We start from the raw sequence: 23,884 nt of genomic DNA on the forward strand, positions 1-23,884 counted from the left end.
GCGGGCATCGTGAAAAATCTATGGCAAAGAAAGCCTTATGTTCTCATAACTGACGATTAAATCGCACCTTCCCTAAGTCGCTGGGGGGGAAATGAAAAGTGGATTTTTTACCTTAACGATAAAAAATGAGCAATTTGTGCGTAATTCCGACAATATTTCCCGCCTGGCTGCGGTAAATCGCACAAAATAACAAGAAAATAATGACTGCATGCTACTCGTTGTAATTTTCTGCTGTTGTTGTTGATTAATTAATAGTCATTACAAATTGTTGATTTTTTGAGTGAATAACTCTCTTCGTAAAGAAAGGTAAAAAAAACCGAATGCAGAGCATTCGGTCATAAGAGGGGTAAATAGACATTCAGAATTGAATGACGGTAATAAATAAAGTTAATGATGATAGCGTTAATTATATTAGTGGCGATTTACGCTCAAGGTTTTGCATTCAGTGCTAAAAATGTGATTTCATGTAACTTGATGATTTTAAAGTAAATTATATTATATCTTGATTATTTGTGCGGTAATTATTAGCTATTTGTGCTTAAAATAGTTCCCTGTAATTTACAAAATGAAACATTTATGTTAAATATGAAACACCTTCAAAATTTTCGTATCATATTCTTATTGGATTATTCTGTATTTTTAAGGAGAATGAAATAGCTGGCTGGTTAGAGGATTTAATCAGCAAGCAGTGGCGATAAAAATGCATATAACAGAGGGTTAATAACATGAAAGTTAAAGCACTGTCCCTCCTGGTGCCAGCACTGCTGGTAGCGGGTACTGCAAATGCAGCAGAAATTTACAACAAAGACAGCAACAAATTAGATTTGTACGGCAAAGTAGCAGGTCTTCACTATTTTTCTGATAACGCTGGCAACGACGGTGATCAGACTTACGTGCGTTTCGGTATTAAGGGCGAAACCCAGGTAAATGATCAGATCACTGGCTTTGGTCAGTGGGAATATGAAGTGTCTGGTAACGACGCCGAAGGCGACAACACCTCCAAAACACGTCTTGCATTTGCTGGTGTGCGTGTTGGCGATGCCGGCTCTCTGGACTACGGTCGTAACTATGGCGTTATCTATGATGTAACGTCCTGGACTGACGTACTGCCGGAATTCGGCGGTGATACCTATGGCGCGGACAACTTCATGCAGTCCCGTGCGAATGGCGTAGCAACTTACCGTAACACCGACTTCTTCGGTCTGGTTGATGGCCTGAACTTTGCGCTGCAATATCAGGGAAAAAACGGCAGCAGCAACGGTGAAAACAACGATGGCCGCAGCACTCTGAACCAGAACGGTGACGGCTACGGTGCTTCTGTAACTTATGATCTGGGCGCAGGCTTCAGCGCAGGTGCTGCGGCATCCAGCTCCAAACGTACTGCCGATCAGAACGCTGCTGGCGTCTACGGTAGCGGCGATCGTGCTGACGTTTACACCGGCGGCCTGAAATATGATGCGAACAACATCTACCTGGCTGCGCAATACTCCCAGACTTATAACGCGACCCGCTTTGGTAAGTCTAACGGTGATACCCGTTACTACGGTTTTGCTAACAAAGCGCAGAACTTTGAAGTGGTTGCGCAGTACCAGTTCGACTTTGGTCTGCGTCCGTCCATCGCTTACCTGCAATCCAAAGGTAAAGATGTTAGCAACGGCACCCGCAGCTACGGCGATCAGGATCTGCTGAAATATGTTGATGTTGGCGCGACTTACTACTTCAACAAAAACATGTCTACCTACGTTGATTACAAAATCAACCTGCTGGATGAGAACTCCTTCACCCGTCGTACTGGCACCAACACCGATGATGTTGTTGCCCTGGGTGTGGTTTACCAGTTCTAAGTTTTACACTTTGTACCAAGGGGCCATCCGGCCCCTTTTTTTATGCCTGAGATCTGCCTGATTCAGGGGCATTCTGGTGTACTCTTGCGTTCTGAATGTAGGGAGAATCACGCAATGACGTTACATTTCTGGCGTGCAGGCATATTGCTGGCGCTGACATTATTGACCGGGTGCGATCCTGCACCGCCCGCGGCAGAGCAGCAAAGCGTGCTGGAAGGCAAAACCATGGGCACGTTCTGGCGCGTCAGTACGCCTGCCATCACGGCAGAACGAGCGCAGGCCCTGCGGGTGAAAATTCAGGCGCGGCTTGACGGTGATGATCAGCTATTGTCGACCTGGAAGTCCGATTCCGCGCTGATGCGCTTTAATGATTCCACAAGCCTTGAACCCTGGCCTGTCAGTGAAGCGATGGCCGATATTGTCACCACCGCATTGCGGGTGGGGGCAAAAACCGAGGGTGCGATGGATATTACGGTTGGGCCGCTGGTTAACCTGTGGGGATTCGGCCCGGACAAGCAACCGGTGAAAACCCCGGATCAGTCGCAGATCGACACGGCGAAAGCGCGCACCGGGTTACAGCATCTACGGGTGATTAATCAGGCGCAGCAACAGTTTCTGCAAAAAGATTTAGCGGATCTCTATGTTGATCTTTCCACGGTGGGGGAGGGTTATGCCGCCGATCATCTTGCCCGTCTGATGGAGCAGGAGGGGATCTCGCGTTATCTGGTGTCGGTGGGGGGCGCTCTGGTGAGCCGTGGGATGAACGCTCAGGGGACTGCCTGGCGGGTTGCCATCCAGAAACCGACGGACAGCGAAAATGCAGTGCAGGCGATCGTCGATATTAATGGCCACGGGATCAGCACCTCGGGCAACTACCGCAATTACTATGAGCTGGACGGTAAACGTATTTCGCATGTTATCGATCCGCAAACCGGTCGGCCTGTCGAGCATAAGCTGGTCTCTGTCACTGTTATTGCCCCTACGGCCCTGGAAGCGGACGCCTGGGACACCGGGCTGATGGTGCTGGGTAAAGAAAAAGCGCAGGCGGTGGTGCAGCGGGAAGGACTCGCGGTCTATATGATCAGTCGTGAGGGCGATCGCTTTACAACATGGATGTCGCCGCAGTTTTCCGCTTTTCTGCTAAGCGAGAAAAATTAAACCGCAAGAATGCGGGTTTTTTCGTCCGGGTTAACGGGCGTTGTGAGGCCAGACCTGAAAGAGGAGCCTGAGATGAAAACACCCGCATCAATTTCTGCTACATCGCTTACTGACGAACAACGCTGGCAGGCGGTTTGCCAGCGTGACGGGCGCTATGACGGGCGGTTTGTTTTTGCGGTGCGCACGACCGGCATTTTCTGTCGTCCGTCTTGCCGCTCGCGCCAGCCACTTCGCGGCAATGTTGCGTTTTATCCCGATGTTTCCTCCGCCCTTGCTGCCGGATATCGCCCCTGTAAGCGCTGCCAGCCTGATAAGACGGACCCGCAGCAACAACGGCGGGATAAAGTGGAAAAAGCCTGCCGTCTGCTGGAGCAGGGGCAGTCTGTCACACTTGAACAACTGGCTGATGCGGTGGCGATGAGCCCGTGGCATTTTCATCGGTTGTTTAAAGCCGTCACCGGTATGACGCCGAAAAACTGGCAACTGGCCTTTCGCGCCAGGCGACTGCAAAATAGCTTGTCTCAAAGTACGACCATTACCGAAGCCGTACTGGCGGCGGGATTTCCGGATAACAGCAGCTACTACCGGCAGGCTGATGCAGCACTGGGGATGACCGCAAAACAGTACCGGCGGGGCGGTAACGATCTGGCCGTGCGCTACGCCTTCAGCCACTGCACATTGGGCCACTGTCTGGTCGCGGAGAGTGAGCGAGGCATTTGCGCGGTCCTGCTGGCCGACAGCGAAGAGGCATTGCTGGCGGAATTACAGCAAATCTTCCCGCATGCCCAGCGGGAGCCTGGGAGTGAGCGCTTTATGCAGCGTGTCGCGCAGGTCGTGCAACGCCTCAACGATCCCCATGCGCCTTTTACGTTGCCTCTGGATTTACGCGGCACGGCTTTTCAGCTCCAGGTCTGGCAGGCGCTGCGCGCCATTGCGCCTGGTGAAACAATCAGCTACCGGACGCTGGCGGAAACCATCGGTAAACCTAACGCCGTGCGGGCGGTTGCCAGCGCCTGCGCGGCAAATAAACTGGCGATCGTCATTCCCTGTCATCGCGTGGTTCGGGCCGATGGCGGGCTTTCGGGTTATCGCTGGGGAGCGACGCGTAAAGCGCGGTTGTTACAAAGTGAATCTGACGCTAAGGAGCCTTAATGCTGGATCTGTTTGCCGATGAAGAGCCCTGGCAGGAAGCGCTGGCGCCAGGCGCTGTTGTGCTGCGCAGCTTTGCCCAGGCGCAGTCCACAGCATTGCTCAGTGGTATCGACCAGGTTAGTGCGCAATCGCCGCTGCGGCATATGGTGACCCCTAGCGGGTACCGCATGTCGGTGGCGATGAGCAACTGCGGGGATCTTGGCTGGGCAACTGATGCCAGAGGCTATCTCTATTCGGCCATTGATCCGCAAACCGGCAACCCCTGGCCTGCCATGCCTGCGGCCTTTAGCCTGGTCTGCCATGCGGCGGCGGTGGCTGCGGGCTACCCTGAGTTCAGGCCGGATGCCTGCCTTATTAACTGCTAAACCCCTGGCGCAAAACTGTCACTTCATCAGGATAAAGATGAACCGGACCTACGTGCCCCCATTGTTTCCGTCTCCTTAGGGCTGGCGGCTGTTTTTCAGTTTGGCGGGCTTAAGCGCAGCGATCCCGTACAGCGGTTGATGCTGGAACATGGCGATGTGGTGGTGTGGGGTGGCGCATCCCGACTCTTCTATCACGGTATTTCTCCCCTTAAGCCTGGCCATCATCCGGCAACGGGTTCCTGCCGGTATAACCTCACTTTTCGCCAGGCCAGAAAGGTTGAATAAAAATAAGAATTATTCTTGATGTAAATAACCAGCCGTTTAAACTGCGGGCTGTTTATGTTTACAGGTTGTTACTATGGAACTTCTCCTGCTGGTCTGGCGTCAGTATCGCTGGCCTTTTATCGCCGTCCTCGCCTTGACGCTGGTCAGTGCCGCACTGGGTATCGGGCTTATCGCCTTTATTAATCTGCGTTTAATCGAAAACGTCGATATCTCGATAAGCGTGTTGCCGGAATTCCTTGGACTGCTGCTGTTATTAATGGCGGTCACCCTCGGTTCACAGCTGGCCTTAACCACCCTCGGTCATCATTTTGTCTACCGGATGCGCGGTGAATTTATCAAGCGTATTCTCGACACGCCCGTTGAGCGTATTGAAAAACTCGGTAGCGCGTCATTGCTCGCCGGGCTGACCAGCGATGTCCGTAATATCACCATTGCTTTCGTTCGTTTACCGGAGCTGGTGCAGGGGATCATCCTGACGGTGGGCGCATCGGCCTACCTGGCGTGGCTATCGACCAAAATGCTGGTGATCACCGCGTTGTGGATGGCGCTGACCATCTGGGGCGGTTTTGTGCTGGTGTCACGCGTCTATAAACATATGGCAACGCTGCGTGAAACAGAAGACAAGCTGTACAACGATTTTCAGACCGTGCTGGAAGGGCGCAAAGAGTTAACCCTTAACCGCGAGCGCGCTGAGCATATTTTCGACCAGCATTATCTGCCGGACGCGCGTGAGAATCGTCACCATATTATTCGCGCCGATACCTTCCATCTGAGCGCGGTAAACTGGTCGAATATCATGATGCTGGGGGCCATTGGCCTGGTCTTCTGGATGGCGAACGGTCTGGGCTGGGCGGACACCAACGTGGCCGCCACTTACTCGCTGACACTGCTGTTCCTGCGTACTCCTTTGCTTTCCGCGGTTGGCGCGCTGCCAACGCTGCTAAGCGCGCAGGTGGCGTTCAACAAACTCAAGCAATTTTCGCTGGCGCCTTACAAAGCTGAATTCCCTCGCCCGCAGACATACCCAAACTGGCAGACCCTGGAGCTGCGCGATGTGACCTTTACCTATCAGGACAATTCCTTCTCGGTGGGGCCCGTCAATATGACCCTTAAGCGCGGTGAACTGGTCTTCCTGATTGGCGGTAATGGCAGCGGTAAATCTACGCTGGCGATGTTACTGACCGGGTTGTACCAGCCGGTATCGGGTGACATTCTGCTCGATGGCGTACCGCTGGCGCAGGAGAAACCAGAAGATTATCGCAAGATGTTCTCGGCGGTATTTACCGATGTCTGGCTGTTTGATCAGCTGTTAGGGCCGCAGGGGAAAGAGGCTGACCCGGCGCTGGTGGACAAATGGCTGCAACAGCTGAAGATGTCGCATAAGCTGGAACTGAAAGACGGCAAAATTCTCGATCTGAAACTCTCCAAAGGGCAGAAAAAGCGTGTGGCGCTGCTGCTGGCGCTGGCGGAAGAGCGTGAGATCCTGCTGCTTGATGAGTGGGCCGCTGACCAGGATCCGCATTTCCGCCGCGAGTTCTATCAGGTGTTGCTGCCGCTGATGCAGGAGATGGGCAAAACCATTTTCGCTATCAGCCATGACGACCACTACTTTATTCATGCCGATCGTTTGCTGGAGATGCGTAACGGCAAGCTCAGCGAATTAACGGGGGAAGAGCGCGCGCTCGCCTCCCGGGATGCCGTTGCCCGTACCGCCTGATAATATGCGCCCTCTTTTTTAGCGGGCGCAGACTGCTTTTTCGCCACTCGCGCCACTTGTTTAGTTTTTTTTACACATCCTGCCGCTATGCTTAAACCTGCCGGAATTATTGCAGGGAAGATGACATGTCTGTTGTAACCAAAAAGAGCGCCCGCTTACGCGATCAGGAACGTGCGCGTCTGATATGGCTCCTCACCACCCATAAAACGCTGACTGCCACTTTGTTGGGTGAACTGACGCTGGCGGAGCAGGTCGGTGCCGACAAACTTGCGGCAGATATCAGCGAAGTACAGGCGCTGGTCGCTCATCTGCCGCCGCCGGATTTAGCCGACACCCTGGAAGGGTTGCCGGTGGATGCGCGTCATGCATTGTGGCGAATAGTCGGGGATGAGAAACGGGGCAAGATCCTGTTCGAGGCCTCGGAAAGCGTCTGGGAAGATCTCATTGATGAGATGAGCGACAAAGCGCTGCTTGATACCCTTGAAACCCTCGATATCGACGAACAGATTTGGCTGGTCCAGCATCTGCCGCGCAACCTGACGGGAAGACTTCTCGCCACGCTGCCTGCCAAAGAGCGCTCCCGTGTGCTTCAGGTGATGCGCTACGACGAGGACTGCGTTGGGGCGATCATGGAGTTTGAGGTGATAACCGTTCGCCCGGATGTGACCCTGGAAACCGTTCAGCGCTATTTACGCCAGCTTGGCAGGATGCCGGAAAACACCGATAAGCTCTTCGTTGCCGGGCGTGATGATATCCTGGTCGGTGAACTGGGGCTGCAAACGATCCTGCTGAACGCCAGCGACCGGCGTGTTGAAGAGGTGATGAATACCGAACCGGTGGTTTTCTCACCCCATGAGAACGCGCAAGTGGCTGCCCGCACCTTTGAACGTGACAATCTGATCAGCGCTGCGGTGGTGGAGGCCGATGGCAAGCTCCTCGGCCGTCTGACGATTGATGAGATAGTCGACGTGGTTTATGAAGAGACCGATAACGACCTGCGGCGGATGGGCGGTCTGAGCAGTGAAGAAGATGTCTTTGCCCCTGTGACCCGAGCGGTCAAAAATCGCTGGGCATGGCTGGCGATTAATCTGTGCACGGCATTTATTGCTTCAAGGGTGATCGATGGCTTTGAGCACACGATTTCACAGCTGGTGGCGCTGGCGTCTCTGATGCCGATTGTGGCGGGTATTGGCGGCAACACCGGTAACCAGACCATTACCATGATTGTTCGCGCCCTGGCGCTGCAAACCATCACGGCTGGCAACTTTCGCTTTTTGATCCTGCGTGAAGTGGGCGTTGCGCTGATTAATGGTCTGGTATGGGGCGGGATTATGGGAGGCGTAACCTGGCTGCTTTATGACGATATCGCGCTTGGCGGCGTGATGACGCTGGCGATGATCCTGAACCTGCTGGTTGCGGCGCTGATGGGGGTGCTTATCCCGATGACCATGATGCGTTTCGGTCGCGATCCGGCGGTCGGATCAAGCGTATTGATTACCGCTATCACCGACACCGGAGGCTTCTTTATTTTTCTCGGGCTGGCGACGATTTTTCTGCTGTAGCGCCACGCTTTTTATGCAGACGGGCGGGCAATATCACCATCGCGATAAGCCCGGCCACCACGCCAATCGCCAGATTATCGGTGCTGATGGTGGCCGCCACCGTCACAAGCATCACCAGGGTTTCTGCCAGCGGAGCCTGTTGCAGTGTCGCGGGTTGCAGGCTTTTCCAGCTAAAGGTTTTACAGGCCACAATAACCATAATTCCGGCCAGCACCACCATCGGAATTTTGGCCATCACGTTGCTTAACGCCGTGACCAGTAACAGCAGCACCAGGCCTGCAACCGCCGTTGATAGCCGGCTGTGTCCCTTGCCCATCTCCACGTTAACGATGGTTTGACCTATCATTGCACAGCCCGCAATCCCGCCATAGAACCCGGCCAGAATATTAGCAATGCCCAGCCCGGTGCTTTCACGACTTTTGCTGGACGGGGTGTGGGTGATGTCATCCACCAGCCGCGCGGTGAGCAGGGATTCCAGCAATCCCACAAAGGCGATACTGAGCGCGCAGGGCCAGATAATGGCCAGAGTTTGCAGGTTAAAGGGCACCAGCCACTGGGTAAAGCCCGGTAGCCCGCCCTGCATTGGGCCTTCATCACCGACGGTTGGCAGAATTTGCCCACTGAAAACGGTAAACAGAGTCAGGACGACAATGGCGACCAGCGGCGCCGGGATGCTTTTCACCCAACGAGGCCACCACAATACTATCAACAGCGTGAGGACAAAAAGGCCGAGGATCAGTAGGTCGCGCGTCCAGAAGTGCGGCACCTGGGCAAAGAAAATCAATATACCCAGCGCGTTGACGAACCCGCTCATCACCGACGGTGGGATAAAGCGCATCAGCCGCGCCATCCGGGTGAGGCCAAACACAATCTGAATGATCCCGGCCATCACCACCGCGGGCAGAATATAGGCCACACCGTGTTGATGGACCATGGGGCCAATCACCAGCGCCACTGAACCTGCCGCCGCCGTCACCATCGCCGGACGACCACCCAAAAACGACATGCCAATACACAGTACCACCGATGCCAGCAGGCTGACGGTGGGGTCGACACCGGCTATCACCGAGAATGAAATCACTTCCGGAATCAGCGCCAGGGCGGTAATGACGCCGGCCAGTGCTTCACGCGTCAGCAGTTGCGGCGAGCGCAGGACATCGCTCACGCGACCTGAGGAACAGTTTATTTTTTCTGACATAACTTTTTGGACAGGAGGTTGGCCGAAAGCATAAGAAAAGGATATGAATGCCCCGGTTTTATTAAGGGGCAAAATACTACTGTTAATCAGCGCATATTGCCAGCAAAAATGGTTATTTTTAATGCGAAAACGCAACTTATTAGTAACATTTATATAATGACTATTTAATCTTTAAACATTATTTAAAAACGCAGTTTTAAGTGCTAGGTTAGATCCGCTAACGAGTTTACCCGCGATAAATGCTAATAAAGCAGCACTAAAAGTAAGGCATTAACATTATGAAAAAAATGACTGCCAAGCTGTTTTCGATGGCTGTCGGGCTTAATGCTGTCTCAGCGGCGGCAAAAGCTAACGCGTCGAAAGAGCAGGAAACGGATGTGCTTTTAATCGGTGGTGGGATCATGAGTGCCACGTTGGGGACCTACCTCCAGGAACTGGAGCCCGACTGGACAATCACCATGGTCGAACGGCTGGATGCCCTGGCGGAAGAAAGCTCTAACGGCTGGAACAATGCCGGTACAGGGCACGCCGCGTTAATGGAACTGAACTACACCCCGCAAAACCAGGACGGTTCCATCAGTATTAAAAAGGCGATTGAGATCAACGAAGCGTTTCGTATCTCTCGTCAGTTCTGGGCGCATCAGGTGGAGACCGGTGTGCTCAACGAGCCGCGCTCGTTTATTAATACCGTGCCGCATATGAGCCTGGTGTGGGGCGATGAAAACGTTAACTTCCTGCGCGCGCGCTACAAGGCGCTGCAACAAAGTTCGTTATTCCACGGCATGCGTTATTCCGAAAACCACGACCAAATCCGTCAGTGGGCGCCGCTGGTGATGGACGGGCGCGACCCGCAGCAGAAAGTTGCCGCCACGCGTACGGAAATCGGCACTGACGTCAACTTCGGCGAGATAACCCGCCAGTTGATTTCCTCATTGCAGAAAAACGAGAATTTCTCCCTGCAACTGGGTAGCGAAGTCCGGGCTATTAAGCGCAACGCTGACAACAGCTGGAATGTGACTATTGCCAGCAAAAACAGCGGTCTGGAGCAGGTGGTGAAGACGAAGTTTATCTTCATTGGCGCCGGTGGCGCTGCACTGAAATTGTTGCAGGAGTCGGGTATTACCGAGGCTGCAGACTATGCCGGTTTCCCGGTCGGCGGTCAGTTCCTGGTATCGGAAAACCCGGATGTGGTGAACCACCATCTGGCGAAAGTTTATGGTCAGGCTTCCGTTGGCGCGCCGCCGATGTCGGTGCCGCATATCGATACCCGCATTATCGATGGTAAACGCGTGGTGCTGTTCGGACCCTTCGCCACCTTCTCGACCCGTTTTTTGAAAAATGGCTCATTGTGGGATCTGCTGGGGGCGACCAACAGCGCCAACTTCCTGCCAATGGTGAGTGTCGGGCTGACCAACTTTGGCCTCGTAAAATACCTCGTCGGCCAGGTGTTGCAGAACGAGGACGATCGTTTTGATGCGCTCTGCGAATACTATCCGCTGGCGAATAAGGAAGACTGGCGCCTGTGGCAGGCTGGGCAGCGAGTGCAGATAATCAAACGCAACGGTAAGCAACGCGGCGTTCTGCGTCTGGGAACCGAAGTGGTGAGCGACAAAGAGGGCACCATCGCCGCGCTACTGGGCGCATCGCCTGGCGCCTCAACGGCCGCGCCGATCATGATTGAACTGCTGGAAAAAGTGTTCCCGGAAAAAATGGCCTCGCTCGAGTGGCAGGCAACCCTCAAAAAGATCATTCCTTTCCTCGGCGTGCAACTGGACGGTAACACCGATGCTGCCAATCAGGAGTTGCATTACACCAGCCGTGTTCTGGGGCTGAAATGCGACGAATCGATGGTAGCTGACGCAACGCCTCCGGTGCGTAAACCAACGCATCCGCAGCCTGCTGATAACGAAACGGTTGCTGATATCGCTCTGTAATCCTTAAAACCTGCTTCGGCAGGTTTTTTTCCTCCTGATTTTCCTCATTGGCCTCTTCCTCCGAGGACAGTCCGGATATGAGACTGTGACCGGACTGACACTTCCTCAGGTTAATGATGCCATTCCTTGATCCTGATACGACATTTACCTCCATTGAGGTATGCATTTACCCCCCGTCATCCCATAACGTACGCATCACACCTAACACGTATAAATAAAGTGGTCTTTGCTTCAGGTAAAGACGCGGTACAGCCTTGCAAGGACGATTTTATGGTTGATGTGACCCGACGCCGTTTTTTTACCGGGGGGAAAGCAGCGCTGAATCCCCTTTATCCGCCATGGAGCGGAGACGAAAGCCTCTTTTCAACGCGCTGTACCGCCTGCCACGCCTGTGTGGATGCCTGTGAATATGCCTTGTTACAGCCAGGTCCTCGTGGCGTTCCCGTTATCCGTTTTGATGCTGGTGAATGTCTGTTTTGCTATGCCTGCGCGCAGGCATGTCCCGCCTCGCTGTTCCTGCCTCAGGCCACACGTCCCTGGTGGCTTAAAAGCGTTATCGGGCAAGGGTGCCTGGCAAGACAGGCCGTCGAGTGTCGCCGCTGCCAGGACAGCTGCGAGGTTGGGGCTATTACGTTTCTGCCAACGACGGACGGTATCTGGCAGCCTGCGGCTGTCAGTGACGACTGCACGGGCTGCGGCGCATGCGTAGCCACCTGTCCTGCGTCGGTAATTCGAATGGAGAACGTCCATGCCCACTAGCTGGCAGGTTTGTAGCCTGATTGTGCAGACCCGGACGGCGCTCATTCCCGCCGTCAGCGCACAGCTGAACGCGCTGCCCGGTTGTGAGGTGGCGTTAAGCGAAGCGGAGCGCGGCACCCTGATTGTGGTGGCAGAAGCGGAACACAGCCGCACGCTGCTGGATACTATTGAGTCGGTACGCAACGTTGCGGGTGTACTGGCGGTTTCGCTGGTTTATCACCAGCAGGATGAACAGAGTGAGGAAACGCCATGAAACTCAGTCGTCGTAGCTTTATGAAAGCGAACGCCGTTGCGGCCGCGGCGGTTGCCGCCGGAATAAGCGTGCCGGGCGTTGCCCGTGCGGTGGTCGGCCAGCAAGACGCCATCAAGTGGGATAAAGCGCCGTGCCGTTTCTGCGGTACTGGTTGCGGTGTGCTGGTGGGGACGCAGAATGGACGCATTGTTGCCAGTCAGGGCGATCCTGAGGCCCCGGTTAACCGCGGGCTGAACTGCATTAAGGGCTACTTTCTGCCCAAAATCATGTACGGAAAAGACCGTCTTACCCAACCGATGCTGCGAATGACCAACGGTCAGTACAGCAAAGAAGGGGAGTTTACCCCCATCTCCTGGGATCAGGCCTTCGATGTGATGGAGGAGAAATTCAAGACCGCGCTGAAAACCAACGGGCCAGGATCCATTGGCATGTTTGGCTCCGGGCAGTGGACTATCTGGGAAGGCTACGCCGCTTCCAAGCTGTTTAAAGCCGGTTTTCGTTCCAATAACATCGACCCTAACGCCCGCCACTGTATGGCCTCGGCGGTCGTGGGCTTTATGCGCACTTTCGGCATGGATGAGCCGATGGGGTGCTACGACGATATCGAACAGGCCGACGCCTTTGTTTTGTGGGGTGCCAATATGGCAGAGATGCACCCCATTTTATGGTCGCGTATCACCAACCGCCGTCTGTCGAATCCGGACGTCAATGTTGCGGTGCTCTCTACCTTTGAACACCGTAGCTTTGAGCTGGCGGACAACGGTATGGTCTTCACGCCGCAAAGCGATCTGGTCATCCTTAACTACATTGCCAACTACATCATCCAGAACAACGCGGTGAATCAGGATTTCCTCGCCAGACACGTCAACCTGCGAAAAGGGGTGACGGATATCGGCTATGGCCTGCGTCCAACCCATCCACTGGAAAAAGAGGCGAAAAATCCCGGGTCGGATGCGTCTGAGCCGATGAGTTTTGACGAGTACAAAGCCTTCGTGGCGGAGTACACGCTGGAAAAAACGGCGCAAATGAGCGGCGTATCGCCGGACCAGTTAGTGAAACTGGCCCAGCTCTATGCGGATCCGGATAAGAAGGTTATCTCCTACTGGACGATGGGCTTTAACCAGCATACGCGCGGCGTCTGGGCCAACAACCTCGTCTACAACCTGCACCTGCTGACCGGCAAAATATCTAAGCCAGGCTGTGGACCTTTCTCGCTGACCGGGCAACCTTCGGCGTGCGGTACGGCCCGTGAAGTCGGGACCTTCTCCCACCGCCTGCCTGCCGATATGGTCGTTACCAACGACAAACACCGCGATATCACCGAAAAGATGTGGCAGCTTCCGGGCGGCACCTTGCCGGCAAAAGTGGGTCTCCATGCGGTTGCTCAGGATCGGGCGTTAAAAGACGGCAAGCTCAACGTCTACTGGGTGATGTGCAACAACAATATGCAGGGCGGCCCAAACATTAATGGCGAGCGAATGCCTGGATGGCGTGACCCGCGTAACTTCATCATCGTCTCCGACCCTTATCCCACCGTCAGCGCGCTGGCGGCTGACCTGATTCTGCCCACCGCGATGTGGGTGGAAAAAGAGGGGGCGTACGGTAATGCTGAGCGCCGTACCCAGTTCTGGCGTCAGCAAATCAAAGCACCCGGTGAGGCGAAATCCGATCTCTGGCAACTGGTGCACTTTGCCCGTCGTTTCAAAACCGAAGAGGTCTGGCCCGAGGAATTACTGGCCCAGAAGCCGGATTATCGGGGTAAGACCCTGTTTGACGTGCTCTTTGCCAACAAGGCGGTGACCCGGTTCCCGGTCACTGAGCTTGCGGAAGGGCAACTCAACGATGAATCCCGCGAGCTGGGGTTCTACCTGCAAAAAGGGTTGTTCGAAGAGTACGCCGCCTTTGGCCGTGGCCACGGGCACGATCTGGCCCCCTTTGACGACTACCACAAGGCGCGTGGGTTGCGCTGGCCGGTGGTTAACGGGAAAGAGACCCAGTGGCGTTACAGCGAAGGCAACGATCCGTATGTGAAAGCTGGCGCCGGGTTCCAGTTCTACGGCAAACCCGACGGCAAAGCGGTTATCTTCGCGCTGCCCTTTGAACCCGCAGCCGAAGCGCCGGATGCGGAATACGATTTGTGGCTCTCCACCGGGCGAGTGCTGGAACACTGGCACACCGGCAGCATGACCCGCCGCGTGGAGGAGTTGCACCGTGCCTTCCCGCAGGCGGTGCTGTTTATCCATCCGCTGGATGCGAAAGCGCGTAATCTGCGCCGCGGCGACAAAGTCAAAATCGTCTCCCGCCGGGGGGAAGTGATTTCCATCGTCGAGACCCGTGGCCGCAACCGCGTGCCGCAGGGGCTGGTCTTTATGCCGTTCTTCGATGCGGCCCAACTGGTCAATAACCTGACCCTGGACGCCACCGATCCGCTGTCAAAAGAGACGGATTTCAAGAAGTGCGCCGTCAAAGTGATGAAGGCGTAGCGTCGTGTTCCGTGACCGCAAACGCCAGCCTGCCCGTCGCCGCTTTTTGCGCGACATCGGGCGCTCAGCCGTTGGGCTGGCGGCCGTCGGGGTGGTGCTTGCGTTACAACAGCAGACGGCACGCGCCACAGGTGTGCGGCTGCGCCCGCCGGGGGCGCTGGAGGAGACGTCATTTTCACGCGCCTGCGTGCGCTGTGGGCAGTGTGTCCAGGCCTGTCCGTACCAGACGTTAAAACTGGCGACCCTGGCTTCGGGTCTGTCAGCGGGAACCCCTTACTTCGTGGCACGGGATATCCCCTGCGAGATGTGCGAAGAGATCCCCTGCGCCAGGGCCTGCCCCAGCGGCGCGCTTGACCGGGAACTCGCGTCCATCAATGACGCAAAGATGGGGCTGGCGGTGCTGCTGGATCAGGAGAGCTGTCTGAATTTTCAGGGCTTACGTTGCGACGTATGTTTCCGGATGTGCCCGTTGATGGATGAGGCCATTACGCTTGAGGCCGAACCTAACCTGCGAACCGGTAAACACGCACGTTTTCTGCCGGTGGTGCACAGCAGCGCCTGTACCGGCTGCGGGAAATGTGAACAGGCCTGCGTGCTGGAACAACCCGCCATCAAAGTCCTGCCGCGCGGGCTGGCGAAAGGTGAAGTGGGTAATCACTACCGCTTCAGCTGGCTGGAGGCGAACGATGGCCAGTCATAAACGTGATGCAGGCCGTGAAGCCCGGCAGTGCAAGGGCGTGTGGCGCAGCTACCCCTGGCTGCTGCTGCGCAGGCTCTGCCAGTTCACGGTGCTGGGGCTGTTTCTGAGCGGGCCTTATGCGGGAGTGTGGGTGCTTCGCGGTAACTACAGCGGCAGCCTTCTGCTCGACAGCGTGCCGCTGACCGATCCGTTGATGGCGCTGCAAAGCCTGGTGAGCGGTCACTTGCCCGCGACGCTTGCGTTGACGGGGGCGCTCATCGTGATTCTCGGCTATGCCCTGGCGGGTAAGCGGCTGTTTTGCGGCTGGGTCTGCCCGCTTAACCCGGTTACCGATGCTGCTGCATGGCTGCGACGTCGGCTGGGACTGACCGCCTCCGCCAGCTTGCCGCGGCATCTGCGCTACCTGCTGCTGGCGCTGTTTTTGTTTGATTTGCTGGTGGTTGAGCACGGCTGGTGCGGGCATCTCTGCCCGACCGGGGCGCTGTATGCGGTGACAGGCCAGCAGAGCGTGCTCAGGGTGACGGCGCCCGCGCGGGCGAAATGCACCCGATGTATGGACTGTTTTCACGTCTGTCCTGAGCCGCAGGTTCTGCGCGCGCCGGTGCTGGATGACCGCAGCCCGGCCTGGGTTACAGCGAAAGAGTGCATGACCTGTGGACGCTGCGTGGATGTCTGCCCGCAAGAGGTTTTTAAAATAACAATTCGATGGAACAGGGGAGCAAAACCATGAAAAGCCATGTCGTGATAAAAGCGTTGAGCCACTGGATGGCCGTGCTGATTCTGGCCGTCAGTACCGTCTCCTGGGGGGCAGGTGGGATGGATTTGAGTCAGTCACCGGAGGTGTCCGTGACGGCGAAAGAGACCATCCGCACGCCAAAAGAGCAGTCGTTACTACCGCTCAACTACGTCAATCAACCGCCGATGATCCCGCACAGCGTGGATGGCTACCAGGTGAGCATCAACACCAACCGCTGCCTGCAATGCCACGGCGTGGAGAGCTACCGTGCAACGGGGGCGCCGCGCGTCAGCCCGACCCATTTTATGGATGCCTCAGGGAATGTGCAGTCCGGGGTGTCTGCGCAGCGTTATTTTTGCCTGCAATGTCACGTGCCGCAAACCAACGCCACGCCGATTATCGACAACACATTTGTGCCTTCTAAAGGGTTCGGGAAATAAGAGGTGGCTATGGACAAAAAAACAAAGCCGGGTGTCATCCTGCGGCTCTGGCAGTGGTTTCGCCGCCCCAGTCGTCTCGCGCTGGGCACTCTGCTGATCATCGGTTTTATCGGCGGCGTGGTGTTTCTCGGCAGTTTTAACAAGACCATGGAAATGAGCAACAGCGAAGCATTTTGTATTAGCTGTCACGAAATGCGTGAAAACGTCTATCAGGAATATCTTGAGACGGCACACTACAGCAACCGTAGCGGAGTGCGCGCCACCTGCCCGGACTGCCATGTCCCGCACGAGTTTGTGCCCAAGATGATCCGCAAGATTCAGGCCAGCAAAGAGCTGTACTCAAAAGTGTTTGGGGTGATTGATACGCCGCAGAAATTCGAATCTCATCGTCTGGAGATGGCGCAAAATGAATGGCGGCGTATGAAAAAAAACAACTCTCAGGAGTGCCGCAACTGCCATAACTTTGAGTATATGGATGTGACGGCACAGAAAAGCGTTGCGGCAAAAATGCATGACCAGGCGGTGGAAAAGGGGCAAACTTGCATTGATTGCCACAAAGGGATTGCGCATAAATTGCCGGACATGCGTGAAGAACACCGGGGATTTTGACAGGATGTTTATAAAGTGAGTACCCATGCTTGAAGCCGTAAAACTCAGCAGTGAACGTGATGACAGGCCGCTCTTTTGCGGGCTGTCGTTCCGTGTTGACGCAGGTGACTGGGTGCAGATAACCGGGGGCAACGGCGCAGGTAAAACCACGCTGCTGCGCATCCTGACCGGGCTTTCACGTCCTGACGGCGGCGAAGTGCGCTGGCAGGGACAGCCGATTGCGCGAGGCCGGGAAGACTATCATCAGCAGCTGCTGTGGATTGGGCATAAACCCGGCGTTCAGGGGCGTCTGAGCGCGCTGGAAAATCTGCGTTTTTTCCACCCTGACGGCGACGAGGTACATTGCATTGAGGCGCTTGAGCAGGCCGGGCTGGCGGGGTTTGAGGATGTACAGGTGCAGCAGCTTTCGGCCGGTCAGGCGCGGCGTGTCGCCCTCGCGCGTTTATGGCTAAGCCGCGCAGCACTCTGGGTGCTCGACGAACCCTTCACCGCCATTGATGCCTGCGGGGTGGCATCAATGACCCGGCGTATGGAACAGCATGTTGCACTGGGCGGCGCCATCATTCTTACTACCCATCAACTACTTAACGTGCCTGACGTCAACGTGCGCCGTATTGCGCTTGTCGGCGGGGAGCGTGCTTTATGATGTGGCGAGTCTTTCGTAAAGAGCTACGCATCGCGTTTCGCCACGTTGCGGACATGGCGAACCCTCTGTGGTTTTTCCTGATTGTTATCACCCTCTTCCCCCTGAGTATTGGACCCGAGCCACTGCTGCTGGCGCGCATTTCTTCGGGAGTTATCTGGGTCGCTGCGCTGCTGGCCTCGCTGTTAGCGCTGGACAGGCTGTTTCGTGACGACCTGCAGGACGGCAGCCTTGAACAGTTGCTGCTGTTGCCGCTGCCGCTACCTGCGGTGGTGCTGGCGAGAATCCTCGCGCACTGGATGGTGACAGGACTGCCATTGCTGCTGCTTTCCCCTCTGGCGGCGCTGCTGCTGGGGATGGATGTCTACGGCTGGCAGGTTATGGCGCTGACGTTACTGCTTGGCACACCCACCCTGAGCTTTTTAGGCGCTCCAGGCGTTGCGCTGACGGTGGGGCTTAAAAAGGGCGGCGTTTTGCTGAGCGTGCTGGTGTTGCCGCTCACCATCCCCTTACTTATTTTTGCGACGGCGGCAATGGATGCGGCATCGCTGCATCTGCCGGTTCAGGGATATTTTGCTGTTCTGGGAGCAATGCTTGTGGGTAGCGCGACCCTGAGTCCTTTTATGACGGCGGCTGCCCTGCGTATCAGTATGCAGTAAGCCGGGTCTTAACCGATATCTGACTGTGATGTGACGGATTATGTGGAAAACTCTTCATCAATGGGCTCTGCCCCCACGGCTTTACCAGCTCTGTGGTCGCGCCATTCCCTGGCTTGCGGCGGCAAGCGTTATCGTTCTGGCGACAGGATGGATCTGGGGCTTTGGTTTTGCCCCGGTGGATGCGCAGCAGGGGCAAAGCTACCGCATTATCTATCTGCATGTGCCTGCAGCTATTTGGTCTATGGGGATCTACGCCTCGATGGCGGTTGCCGCATTTATTGGCCTGGTGTGGCAGATAAAAACCGCCAACCTTGCCGTGGCGGCAATGGCCCCCGTCGGTGCGGTCTACACCTTTATTGCGCTGACAACCGGTGCGGCATGGGGAAAACCGATGTGGGGCGCATGGTGGGTCTGGGATGCCCGGCTCACCTCTGAGCTGGTGCTGCTGTTCCTCTATATTGGGGCCATTGCACTGTGGTGCGCGTTTGACGATCGTCGCCTGGCCGGGCGGGCGATGGGCATTCTGGTGCTGGTTGGGGTGATCAATCTCCCCATCATTCACTACTCCGTTGAGTGGTGGAATACCCTGCATCAGGGCTCAACACGCATGCAGCAAAGTATTGACCCGGCGATGCGCAGCCCGCTGCGCTGGGCGATTGTCGGCTTCTTCCTGCTTTTTATCACCCTGACGCTTGCCCGCATGCGCAATCTGCTGTTGCTGCTGGAACGCCGTCGCCCGTGGGTGCGAGAGATGCTCAATCTGCGAGGTGAGGGATGATGATGAGCGCGTTTTCCTCCTGGTCGGCATTTTTCGCCATGGGCGGCTATGCCTTTTTTGTCTGGCTGGCGGTGGCGTTTACCCTCATACCGTTGGTGTGCCTTGTGGTGCATATCAAGCTGCAACGGCGCACGCTCTTGCGTGAAATTCGCCGAATTGAGTCACGGGAAATCCGCTTGCGTCGCAGGGAGGCGCAATGAATCTTCGCCGCAAAAACCGTCTGTGGATGGCCAGTTTGTTGCTGGTGGGGCTGGGCGTCACCTTCGCGCTGGTGCTTTACGCGTTACGCGCCAATATCGATCTCTTCTATACCCCAGGTGAAATTCTCTACGGTAAAGAGCAGACGCAGGAGATCCCCGCGCCGGGCCAGCGTTTGCGCTGCGGCGGCATGGTGATGCCGGGCAGCGTCAAACGGGATGCTGACTCGCTGAAGGTGACGTTCAGCATGTATGACGCCCGTGGCGTCGTTGACGTCAGCTACGAAGGGATCCTCCCGGATCTGTTCCGTGAAGGGCAGGGCGTGGTGGTGCAGGGGCGGCTGGAAAACGGCAACCATATTGTCGCGCAGGAAGTTCTGGCGAAGCATGATGAAAACTACACCCCCCCGGAGGTCAGTAAAGCGATGGAGCGCAACCATCACCAGCCGGTAACGGGTGAGAAGGAAAATGCGTCATGATGCCGGAGACTGGCAACGCGCTGCTCTGTCTGGCGCTTGGTGCGGCGCTCTTACTGTCATTCTACCCGTTGTTGGGCGTCGCGCGCGGCGATGCCCGGCTGATGGCCTCCTCGCGCCCGTTCGCCTGGCTGCTTTTTTTACTGGTGTCGGGGGCTTTTCTGCTGCTGGTTAACGCCTTTGTGATCAACGACTTTAGTATGGCCTATGTTGCCAGTAACTCGAATACCCAGCTGCCGTTGGGCTATCGGATTGCTGCAACATGGGGGGCGCATGAAGGCTCACTCCTGCTCTGGATGCTGTTGATGAGCGGCTGGATATTTGCGCTGGCGCTGTTTAGTGGCAACATGCCGCTGGATTTTGTGGCGCGGGCGCTGTCGGTGATGGGGATGGTGAGCACCGGCTTCCTGCTGTTCATCCTCTTTACCTCTAATCCGTTTCGCCGGACGCTGCCGGATTTCCCGATCGAAGGGCGGGATTTAAATCCGCTGTTGCAGGATATCGGACTTATTTTTCATCCCCCGCTGCTCTACATGGGGTATGTCGGTTTCTCCGTCGCCTTTGCGTTTGCCATCGCGGCGCTGATGAGTGGCAGGCTGGACAGCGAGATGGCCCGGTATTCGCGCCCCTGGACGCTGGCCGCCTGGATATTCCTCACCCTTGGCATCGTGCTGGGCTCGGCCTGGGCTTACTACGAGCTGGGCTGGGGAGGCTGGTGGTTCTGGGACCCGGTAGAAAATGCATCTTTGATGCCCTGGCTGGTGGGGACAGCATTAATGCACTCTCTGGCGGTGACTGAGCAACGCGCCAGTTTCAAAGTCTGGACGCTGCTACTCTCCATTTGCGCGTTTTCCCTCTGCCTGCTGGGTACCTTCCTGGTGCGATCCGGGGTGCTGGTGTCGGTTCACGCATTCGCCTCAGATCCGGCGCGCGGGATGTTTATCCTCACTTTCATGGTGGCGGTTATCGGCGGATCGCTACTGCTGTTCGCTCTGCGCGGCCATCGCATCCGATCGCGGGTCAATAATGCCCTCTGGTCGCGGGAGTCCTTTCTGCTGGCTAACAACGTTCTGCTGTTTGCCGGCATGCTGGTCGTGCTGCTTGGCACGCTGCTGCCGCTGGTGCACAGGCAGCTCGGAATGGGCAGTATTTCAATTGGCGAGCCCTTTTTTAACCTGCTGTTTAGCGTGCTGATGGCCCCATTTGCCCTCCTGCTCGGCATCGCGCCGCACGTTCGCTGGGGAAGGGACCGGCCAGCAAATATCAAAAAATGGCTGTGGGTAAGCCTCCTGAGCACGCTGCTGCTCTCCGGCTTTTTACCCTGGTATTTCCAGGATCGTATTGTGGCAATGACCGCGGTCGGTCTGGCGATGGCGGTCTGGATAATCGTGCTGTCGCTGCTGGAAGTGCGGCTGCGTTTACGCCGCAAGCTGCCGTTGCCGCTGAGCTACTGGGGAATGGTGGTTGCCCATCTCGGGGTGGCGGTGATGGTGGTGGGGATTGCCTTTAGCCAGAATTACAGCATCGAGCGCGACGTGCGCATGACGGCGGGCGACAGCGTCAACATTCGCCAGTATACCTTTACCTTCCGTGAGGTTCAGGAGCTGAACGGACCGAACTACCGGGGCGGGGTGGCGAGGATTGATATCACTCGTGACGGTAAGCCGGAGGCCAGGCTGTATGCGGAAAAACGTTTCTACAACAGCAGTCGCGCCATGATGACCGAAGCGGCGATTGACGCTGGCGTAACCCGCGATTTGTATGCCGCGTTGGGTGAAGAACTGGCGCCAGGCGCGTGGGCGGTTCGACTGTACTACAAACCTTTTGTGCGCTGGATCTGGGCCGGTGGGATCCTGATGGCGCTCGGCGGCCTGTTAAGCCTGCTGGATGGACGCTACCGGGCGCGTCAGTCGCGACAGGAGGTTTCTGCATGAAACGTCCTCTTCTGCTGATCCCTTTTGTGCTGTTTCTGGTGATTGCCGCCGTCCTGCTCTGGCAGCTGGCGCGCAATGCCCAGGGGGAGGATCCGCACGCCCTTGAGTCTGCGCTTACCGGCAAGCCGTTGCCTGCTTTTCAGCTCCCGGCGCTGGATGACCCTGCCCGGCACTATTCGGCTGCTGATTTAACCCAGGGCAAACCGGTGTTGCTCAACGTCTGGGCGACCTGGTGCCCGACCTGTCGCGCCGAGCATCAGTATCTGAACTCGCTTGCCGCCCAGGGCGTGCGGGTAGTGGGCATGAACTACAAAGATGATCGACAAAAAGCCATCGACTGGCTGAAGGCGCTGGGCAACCCCTATGTGATTAGCCTGTTTGATGGCGACGGCATGCTGGGGTTGGATCTGGGGGTATACGGTGCGCCGGAAACCTTCCTGATCGACGCAAAAGGCATCATTCGCTACCGACATGCCGGCGATCTGAATCCCCGCGTCTGGGAGCAGGAGCTCAAACCGCTCTGGGAACGCTACAGCAAGGAGGTGCAACAATGAGAGTGCTTTTTGCCATCTTCGGCCTGCTTATCGCGATGTCGACCTGCGCCTCAACGGATCTGTTTGCTTTTCGTGATGAAGCCCAGGAGCAGCAGTTTCGTCAGCTGACGGCGGAGCTGCGCTGTCCGAAATGCCAGAACAACAGCATCGCCGACTCGAATGCGATGATTGCCACCGATATGCGCCAGAAGGTGTTCGAGCTCATGCAGCAGGGCAGGAGTAAAGCGGAAATCGTCGACTATATGGTCGCGCGATATGGCAATTTCGTGACCTACGATCCGCCATTAACTCCGCTGACAATGCTGCTGTGGTTATCCCCGCTGGCGGTGATTGTGGCAGGAGGCGGGGTTATCGTTGCGCGATCCCGTCGCAGGCAACGCTTTTCAGAGCCTGTACCGGTGGAGCCCTCCGTCGTCTCTTCTGAGCCAGGTCATCCATGGCTGCTGCTGCCCGGCGTTGTGATTGCGCTTGCGGGCAGTGCCGTCTGTTACATCCTTGTGGGCGGATACACCCAGTTGCGCGACTGGCAGCAGGTGAAAGCCGAAACGCCAGCGCTGCTTGAGCGGGCGCTAACCCCGGATGCCAGAGCGCTGGATCGGGAAGAGATGGCGCGGCTCAGGCTGGGACTGCGTTCACGCCTGCAACAGGATCCTGAAAACGTTGAAGGCTGGGTGATGTTAGGCAGGGTAGGCATCGCTCTGGGAGAGGCGGAGACCGCCATTCAGGCATTTGGCCGCGCGTATGCGCAGGCGCCGGATAATACCGAGGAGGCCCTGGCCTGGGCCGAGGCGCTGACCCGTTCTTCCGACCCGGAAGATACGCAGCAGGGCAGCGACCTGTTACGTCAGTTGATTAACCACGATCGCACCAACGTGCGGGCGCTCAGCCTCTTTGCCTTCAACGCCTTTGAACAGCAGCGCTACGAGGAGGCGATAGCGGCCTGGCAAAACATGCTCAGGCTGTTGCCGGAAAAAGATACGCGCCGTGAGGTGATCGAGCGCAGCATTGCGCAGGCGGCGGCATTACAGCTCAAAGGGTCATAACACCCTGGGGGCTACAGGCCCCGCTTTTGCAGAAAAAGAATGACGGCTGCCATACGCGAACGGACATCGAGTTTGCGCAGAATATTGCGAATGTGCACCTTGGTGGTTTGTTCGGTGATCGCCAGCGCTATGGCGATCTGCTTATTCGACAGGCCGTGGGCCAGTTCGTGCAGCACGTCCAGTTCGCGCCCGGTCAACTGGTCAAAGGGATCGCTGGCGTCACCGCCCGGTCTGCGTTCCCTCAGATACTGCTCAACGCTCTCGCTGAAAACATCTTTCCCGGCGGCTCCGGTACGCAGCTGCGCCAGCAGAGTTTCGGGATCGCTGTCTTTTAAGGAAGGTGCGATTTAATCGTCAGTTATGAGAACATAAGGCTTTCTTTGCCATAGATTTTTCACGATGCCC

22 protein-coding genes and 2 pseudogenes are annotated in these 23,884 nt (G+C 56.4%); 22 read left to right on the top strand and 2 right to left on the bottom strand.

The window, feature by feature from the left end:
- Positions 1-725 precede the first annotated feature (725 nt).
- From ompC to mgtE, 6 genes and pseudogenes are all read left to right on the top strand, one after another.
- Positions 726-1,844, top strand: coding sequence for a porin OmpC (gene ompC, locus ACSZO4_RS16440; RefSeq protein WP_437890101.1), 1,119 nt, complete (start codon positions 726-728; stop codon positions 1,842-1,844).
- A 114-nt stretch (positions 1,845-1,958) separates the two neighbouring features.
- Positions 1,959-3,002, top strand: a complete 1,044-nt coding sequence (gene apbE / locus ACSZO4_RS16445; protein WP_437890102.1) for an FAD:protein FMN transferase ApbE — start codon at positions 1,959-1,961, stop codon at positions 3,000-3,002.
- A 72-nt stretch (positions 3,003-3,074) separates the two neighbouring features.
- Complete coding sequence (ada, locus tag ACSZO4_RS16450) at positions 3,075-4,154, top strand: bifunctional DNA-binding transcriptional regulator/O6-methylguanine-DNA methyltransferase Ada (RefSeq protein WP_437890103.1); 1,080 nt, start codon at positions 3,075-3,077, stop codon at positions 4,152-4,154.
- A pseudogene (gene alkB / locus ACSZO4_RS16455) lies at positions 4,154-4,804 on the top strand (DNA oxidative demethylase AlkB). The gene ada and the pseudogene alkB overlap by 1 nt, the downstream one beginning before the upstream one ends.
- Positions 4,805-4,877: 73 nt before the next feature.
- Complete coding sequence (locus ACSZO4_RS16460; RefSeq protein ID WP_437890104.1) at positions 4,878-6,521, top strand: multidrug ABC transporter permease/ATP-binding protein; 1,644 nt, start codon at positions 4,878-4,880, stop codon at positions 6,519-6,521.
- Between the two features lie 125 nt (positions 6,522-6,646).
- Entirely contained in the window at positions 6,647-8,083 is a 1,437-nt protein-coding gene (gene mgtE / locus ACSZO4_RS16465; RefSeq protein WP_437890105.1) for a magnesium transporter, read from the top strand.
- On the opposite strand, the gene ACSZO4_RS16470 is transcribed toward mgtE, so the two are convergent.
- The gene (locus ACSZO4_RS16470) at positions 8,046-9,281 is read right to left on the bottom strand and encodes a SulP family inorganic anion transporter (RefSeq protein WP_437890106.1); all 1,236 of its coding nucleotides are present in this window, start codon (positions 9,279-9,281) and stop codon (positions 8,046-8,048) included. The two genes, mgtE and ACSZO4_RS16470, sit on opposite strands and share 38 nt — an antisense overlap.
- A gap of 278 nt (positions 9,282-9,559) precedes the next feature.
- On the opposite strand from ACSZO4_RS16470, the gene mqo reads away from it, so the two are divergent.
- The 16 genes from mqo (at position 9,560) to ACSZO4_RS16550 (ending at position 23,479) form a co-directional block, all read left to right on the top strand.
- Entirely contained in the window at positions 9,560-11,215 is a 1,656-nt protein-coding gene (gene mqo / locus ACSZO4_RS16475; protein ID WP_437890107.1) for a malate dehydrogenase (quinone), read from the top strand.
- A gap of 270 nt (positions 11,216-11,485) precedes the next feature.
- Positions 11,486-11,974 (top strand): ferredoxin-type protein NapF, encoded by a 489-nt coding sequence (gene napF / locus ACSZO4_RS16480; RefSeq protein WP_437890108.1) that lies wholly within the window; start codon positions 11,486-11,488, stop codon positions 11,972-11,974.
- Positions 11,964-12,227: a chaperone NapD gene (gene napD, locus ACSZO4_RS16485; protein ID WP_437890109.1), complete on the top strand. Its 264-nt coding sequence runs from the start codon at positions 11,964-11,966 to the stop codon at positions 12,225-12,227. The genes napF and napD overlap by 11 nt, the downstream gene beginning before the upstream one ends.
- Positions 12,224-14,710: a nitrate reductase catalytic subunit NapA gene (gene napA / locus ACSZO4_RS16490; RefSeq protein ID WP_437890110.1), complete on the top strand. Its 2,487-nt coding sequence runs from the start codon at positions 12,224-12,226 to the stop codon at positions 14,708-14,710. The genes napD and napA overlap by 4 nt, the downstream gene beginning before the upstream one ends.
- Positions 14,711-14,714: 4 nt before the next feature.
- A complete protein-coding gene (napG, locus tag ACSZO4_RS16495; RefSeq protein ID WP_437890111.1) occupies positions 14,715-15,410 on the top strand; it encodes a ferredoxin-type protein NapG in 696 nt (231 codons plus the stop codon).
- On the top strand, positions 15,397-16,140 hold the full coding sequence (locus ACSZO4_RS16500; RefSeq protein WP_437890112.1) for a 4Fe-4S binding protein: 744 nt from the start codon (positions 15,397-15,399) through the stop codon (positions 16,138-16,140). Before napG ends, ACSZO4_RS16500 begins: the two co-directional genes overlap by 14 nt.
- A complete protein-coding gene (napB, locus tag ACSZO4_RS16505; protein ID WP_437890113.1) occupies positions 16,137-16,586 on the top strand; it encodes a nitrate reductase cytochrome c-type subunit in 450 nt (149 codons plus the stop codon). The genes ACSZO4_RS16500 and napB overlap by 4 nt, the downstream gene beginning before the upstream one ends.
- A gap of 9 nt (positions 16,587-16,595) precedes the next feature.
- On the top strand, positions 16,596-17,195 hold the full coding sequence (gene napC / locus ACSZO4_RS16510; RefSeq protein ID WP_437890114.1) for a cytochrome c-type protein NapC: 600 nt from the start codon (positions 16,596-16,598) through the stop codon (positions 17,193-17,195).
- A gap of 25 nt (positions 17,196-17,220) precedes the next feature.
- Positions 17,221-17,841: a cytochrome c biogenesis heme-transporting ATPase CcmA gene (gene ccmA / locus ACSZO4_RS16515; protein ID WP_437890115.1), complete on the top strand. Its 621-nt coding sequence runs from the start codon at positions 17,221-17,223 to the stop codon at positions 17,839-17,841.
- A complete protein-coding gene (gene ccmB, locus ACSZO4_RS16520; RefSeq protein ID WP_437890116.1) occupies positions 17,838-18,497 on the top strand; it encodes a heme exporter protein CcmB in 660 nt (219 codons plus the stop codon). The genes ccmA and ccmB overlap by 4 nt, the downstream gene beginning before the upstream one ends.
- Positions 18,498-18,537: 40 nt before the next feature.
- Positions 18,538-19,275 (top strand): heme ABC transporter permease, encoded by a 738-nt coding sequence (locus ACSZO4_RS16525; RefSeq protein ID WP_437890117.1) that lies wholly within the window; start codon positions 18,538-18,540, stop codon positions 19,273-19,275.
- Positions 19,272-19,475, top strand: coding sequence for a heme exporter protein CcmD (gene ccmD, locus ACSZO4_RS16530; protein WP_437890118.1), 204 nt, complete (start codon positions 19,272-19,274; stop codon positions 19,473-19,475). The genes ACSZO4_RS16525 and ccmD overlap by 4 nt, the downstream gene beginning before the upstream one ends.
- The gene (gene ccmE / locus ACSZO4_RS16535) at positions 19,472-19,951 is read left to right on the top strand and encodes a cytochrome c maturation protein CcmE (protein ID WP_437890119.1); all 480 of its coding nucleotides are present in this window, start codon (positions 19,472-19,474) and stop codon (positions 19,949-19,951) included. The genes ccmD and ccmE overlap by 4 nt, the downstream gene beginning before the upstream one ends.
- Positions 19,948-21,882: a heme lyase CcmF/NrfE family subunit gene (locus ACSZO4_RS16540; RefSeq protein WP_437890120.1), complete on the top strand. Its 1,935-nt coding sequence runs from the start codon at positions 19,948-19,950 to the stop codon at positions 21,880-21,882. The genes ccmE and ACSZO4_RS16540 overlap by 4 nt, the downstream gene beginning before the upstream one ends.
- Entirely contained in the window at positions 21,879-22,436 is a 558-nt protein-coding gene (locus tag ACSZO4_RS16545) for a DsbE family thiol:disulfide interchange protein (protein ID WP_437890121.1), read from the top strand. Before ACSZO4_RS16540 ends, ACSZO4_RS16545 begins: the two co-directional genes overlap by 4 nt.
- Positions 22,433-23,479, top strand: a complete 1,047-nt coding sequence (locus ACSZO4_RS16550) for a cytochrome c-type biogenesis protein CcmH (RefSeq protein ID WP_437890122.1) — start codon at positions 22,433-22,435, stop codon at positions 23,477-23,479. Before ACSZO4_RS16545 ends, ACSZO4_RS16550 begins: the two co-directional genes overlap by 4 nt.
- Positions 23,480-23,490: 11 nt before the next feature.
- On the opposite strand, the pseudogene ACSZO4_RS16555 reads toward ACSZO4_RS16550, so the two are convergent.
- Positions 23,491-23,814 (bottom strand): annotated as a pseudogene (locus tag ACSZO4_RS16555) (LuxR C-terminal-related transcriptional regulator); the annotation flags it as partial.
- Positions 23,815-23,884: the final 70 nt, after the last annotated feature.

This window comes from Phytobacter sp. V91, from assembly GCF_965644225.1.
GTDB lineage: Bacteria > Pseudomonadota > Gammaproteobacteria > Enterobacterales > Enterobacteriaceae > CBFFRJ01.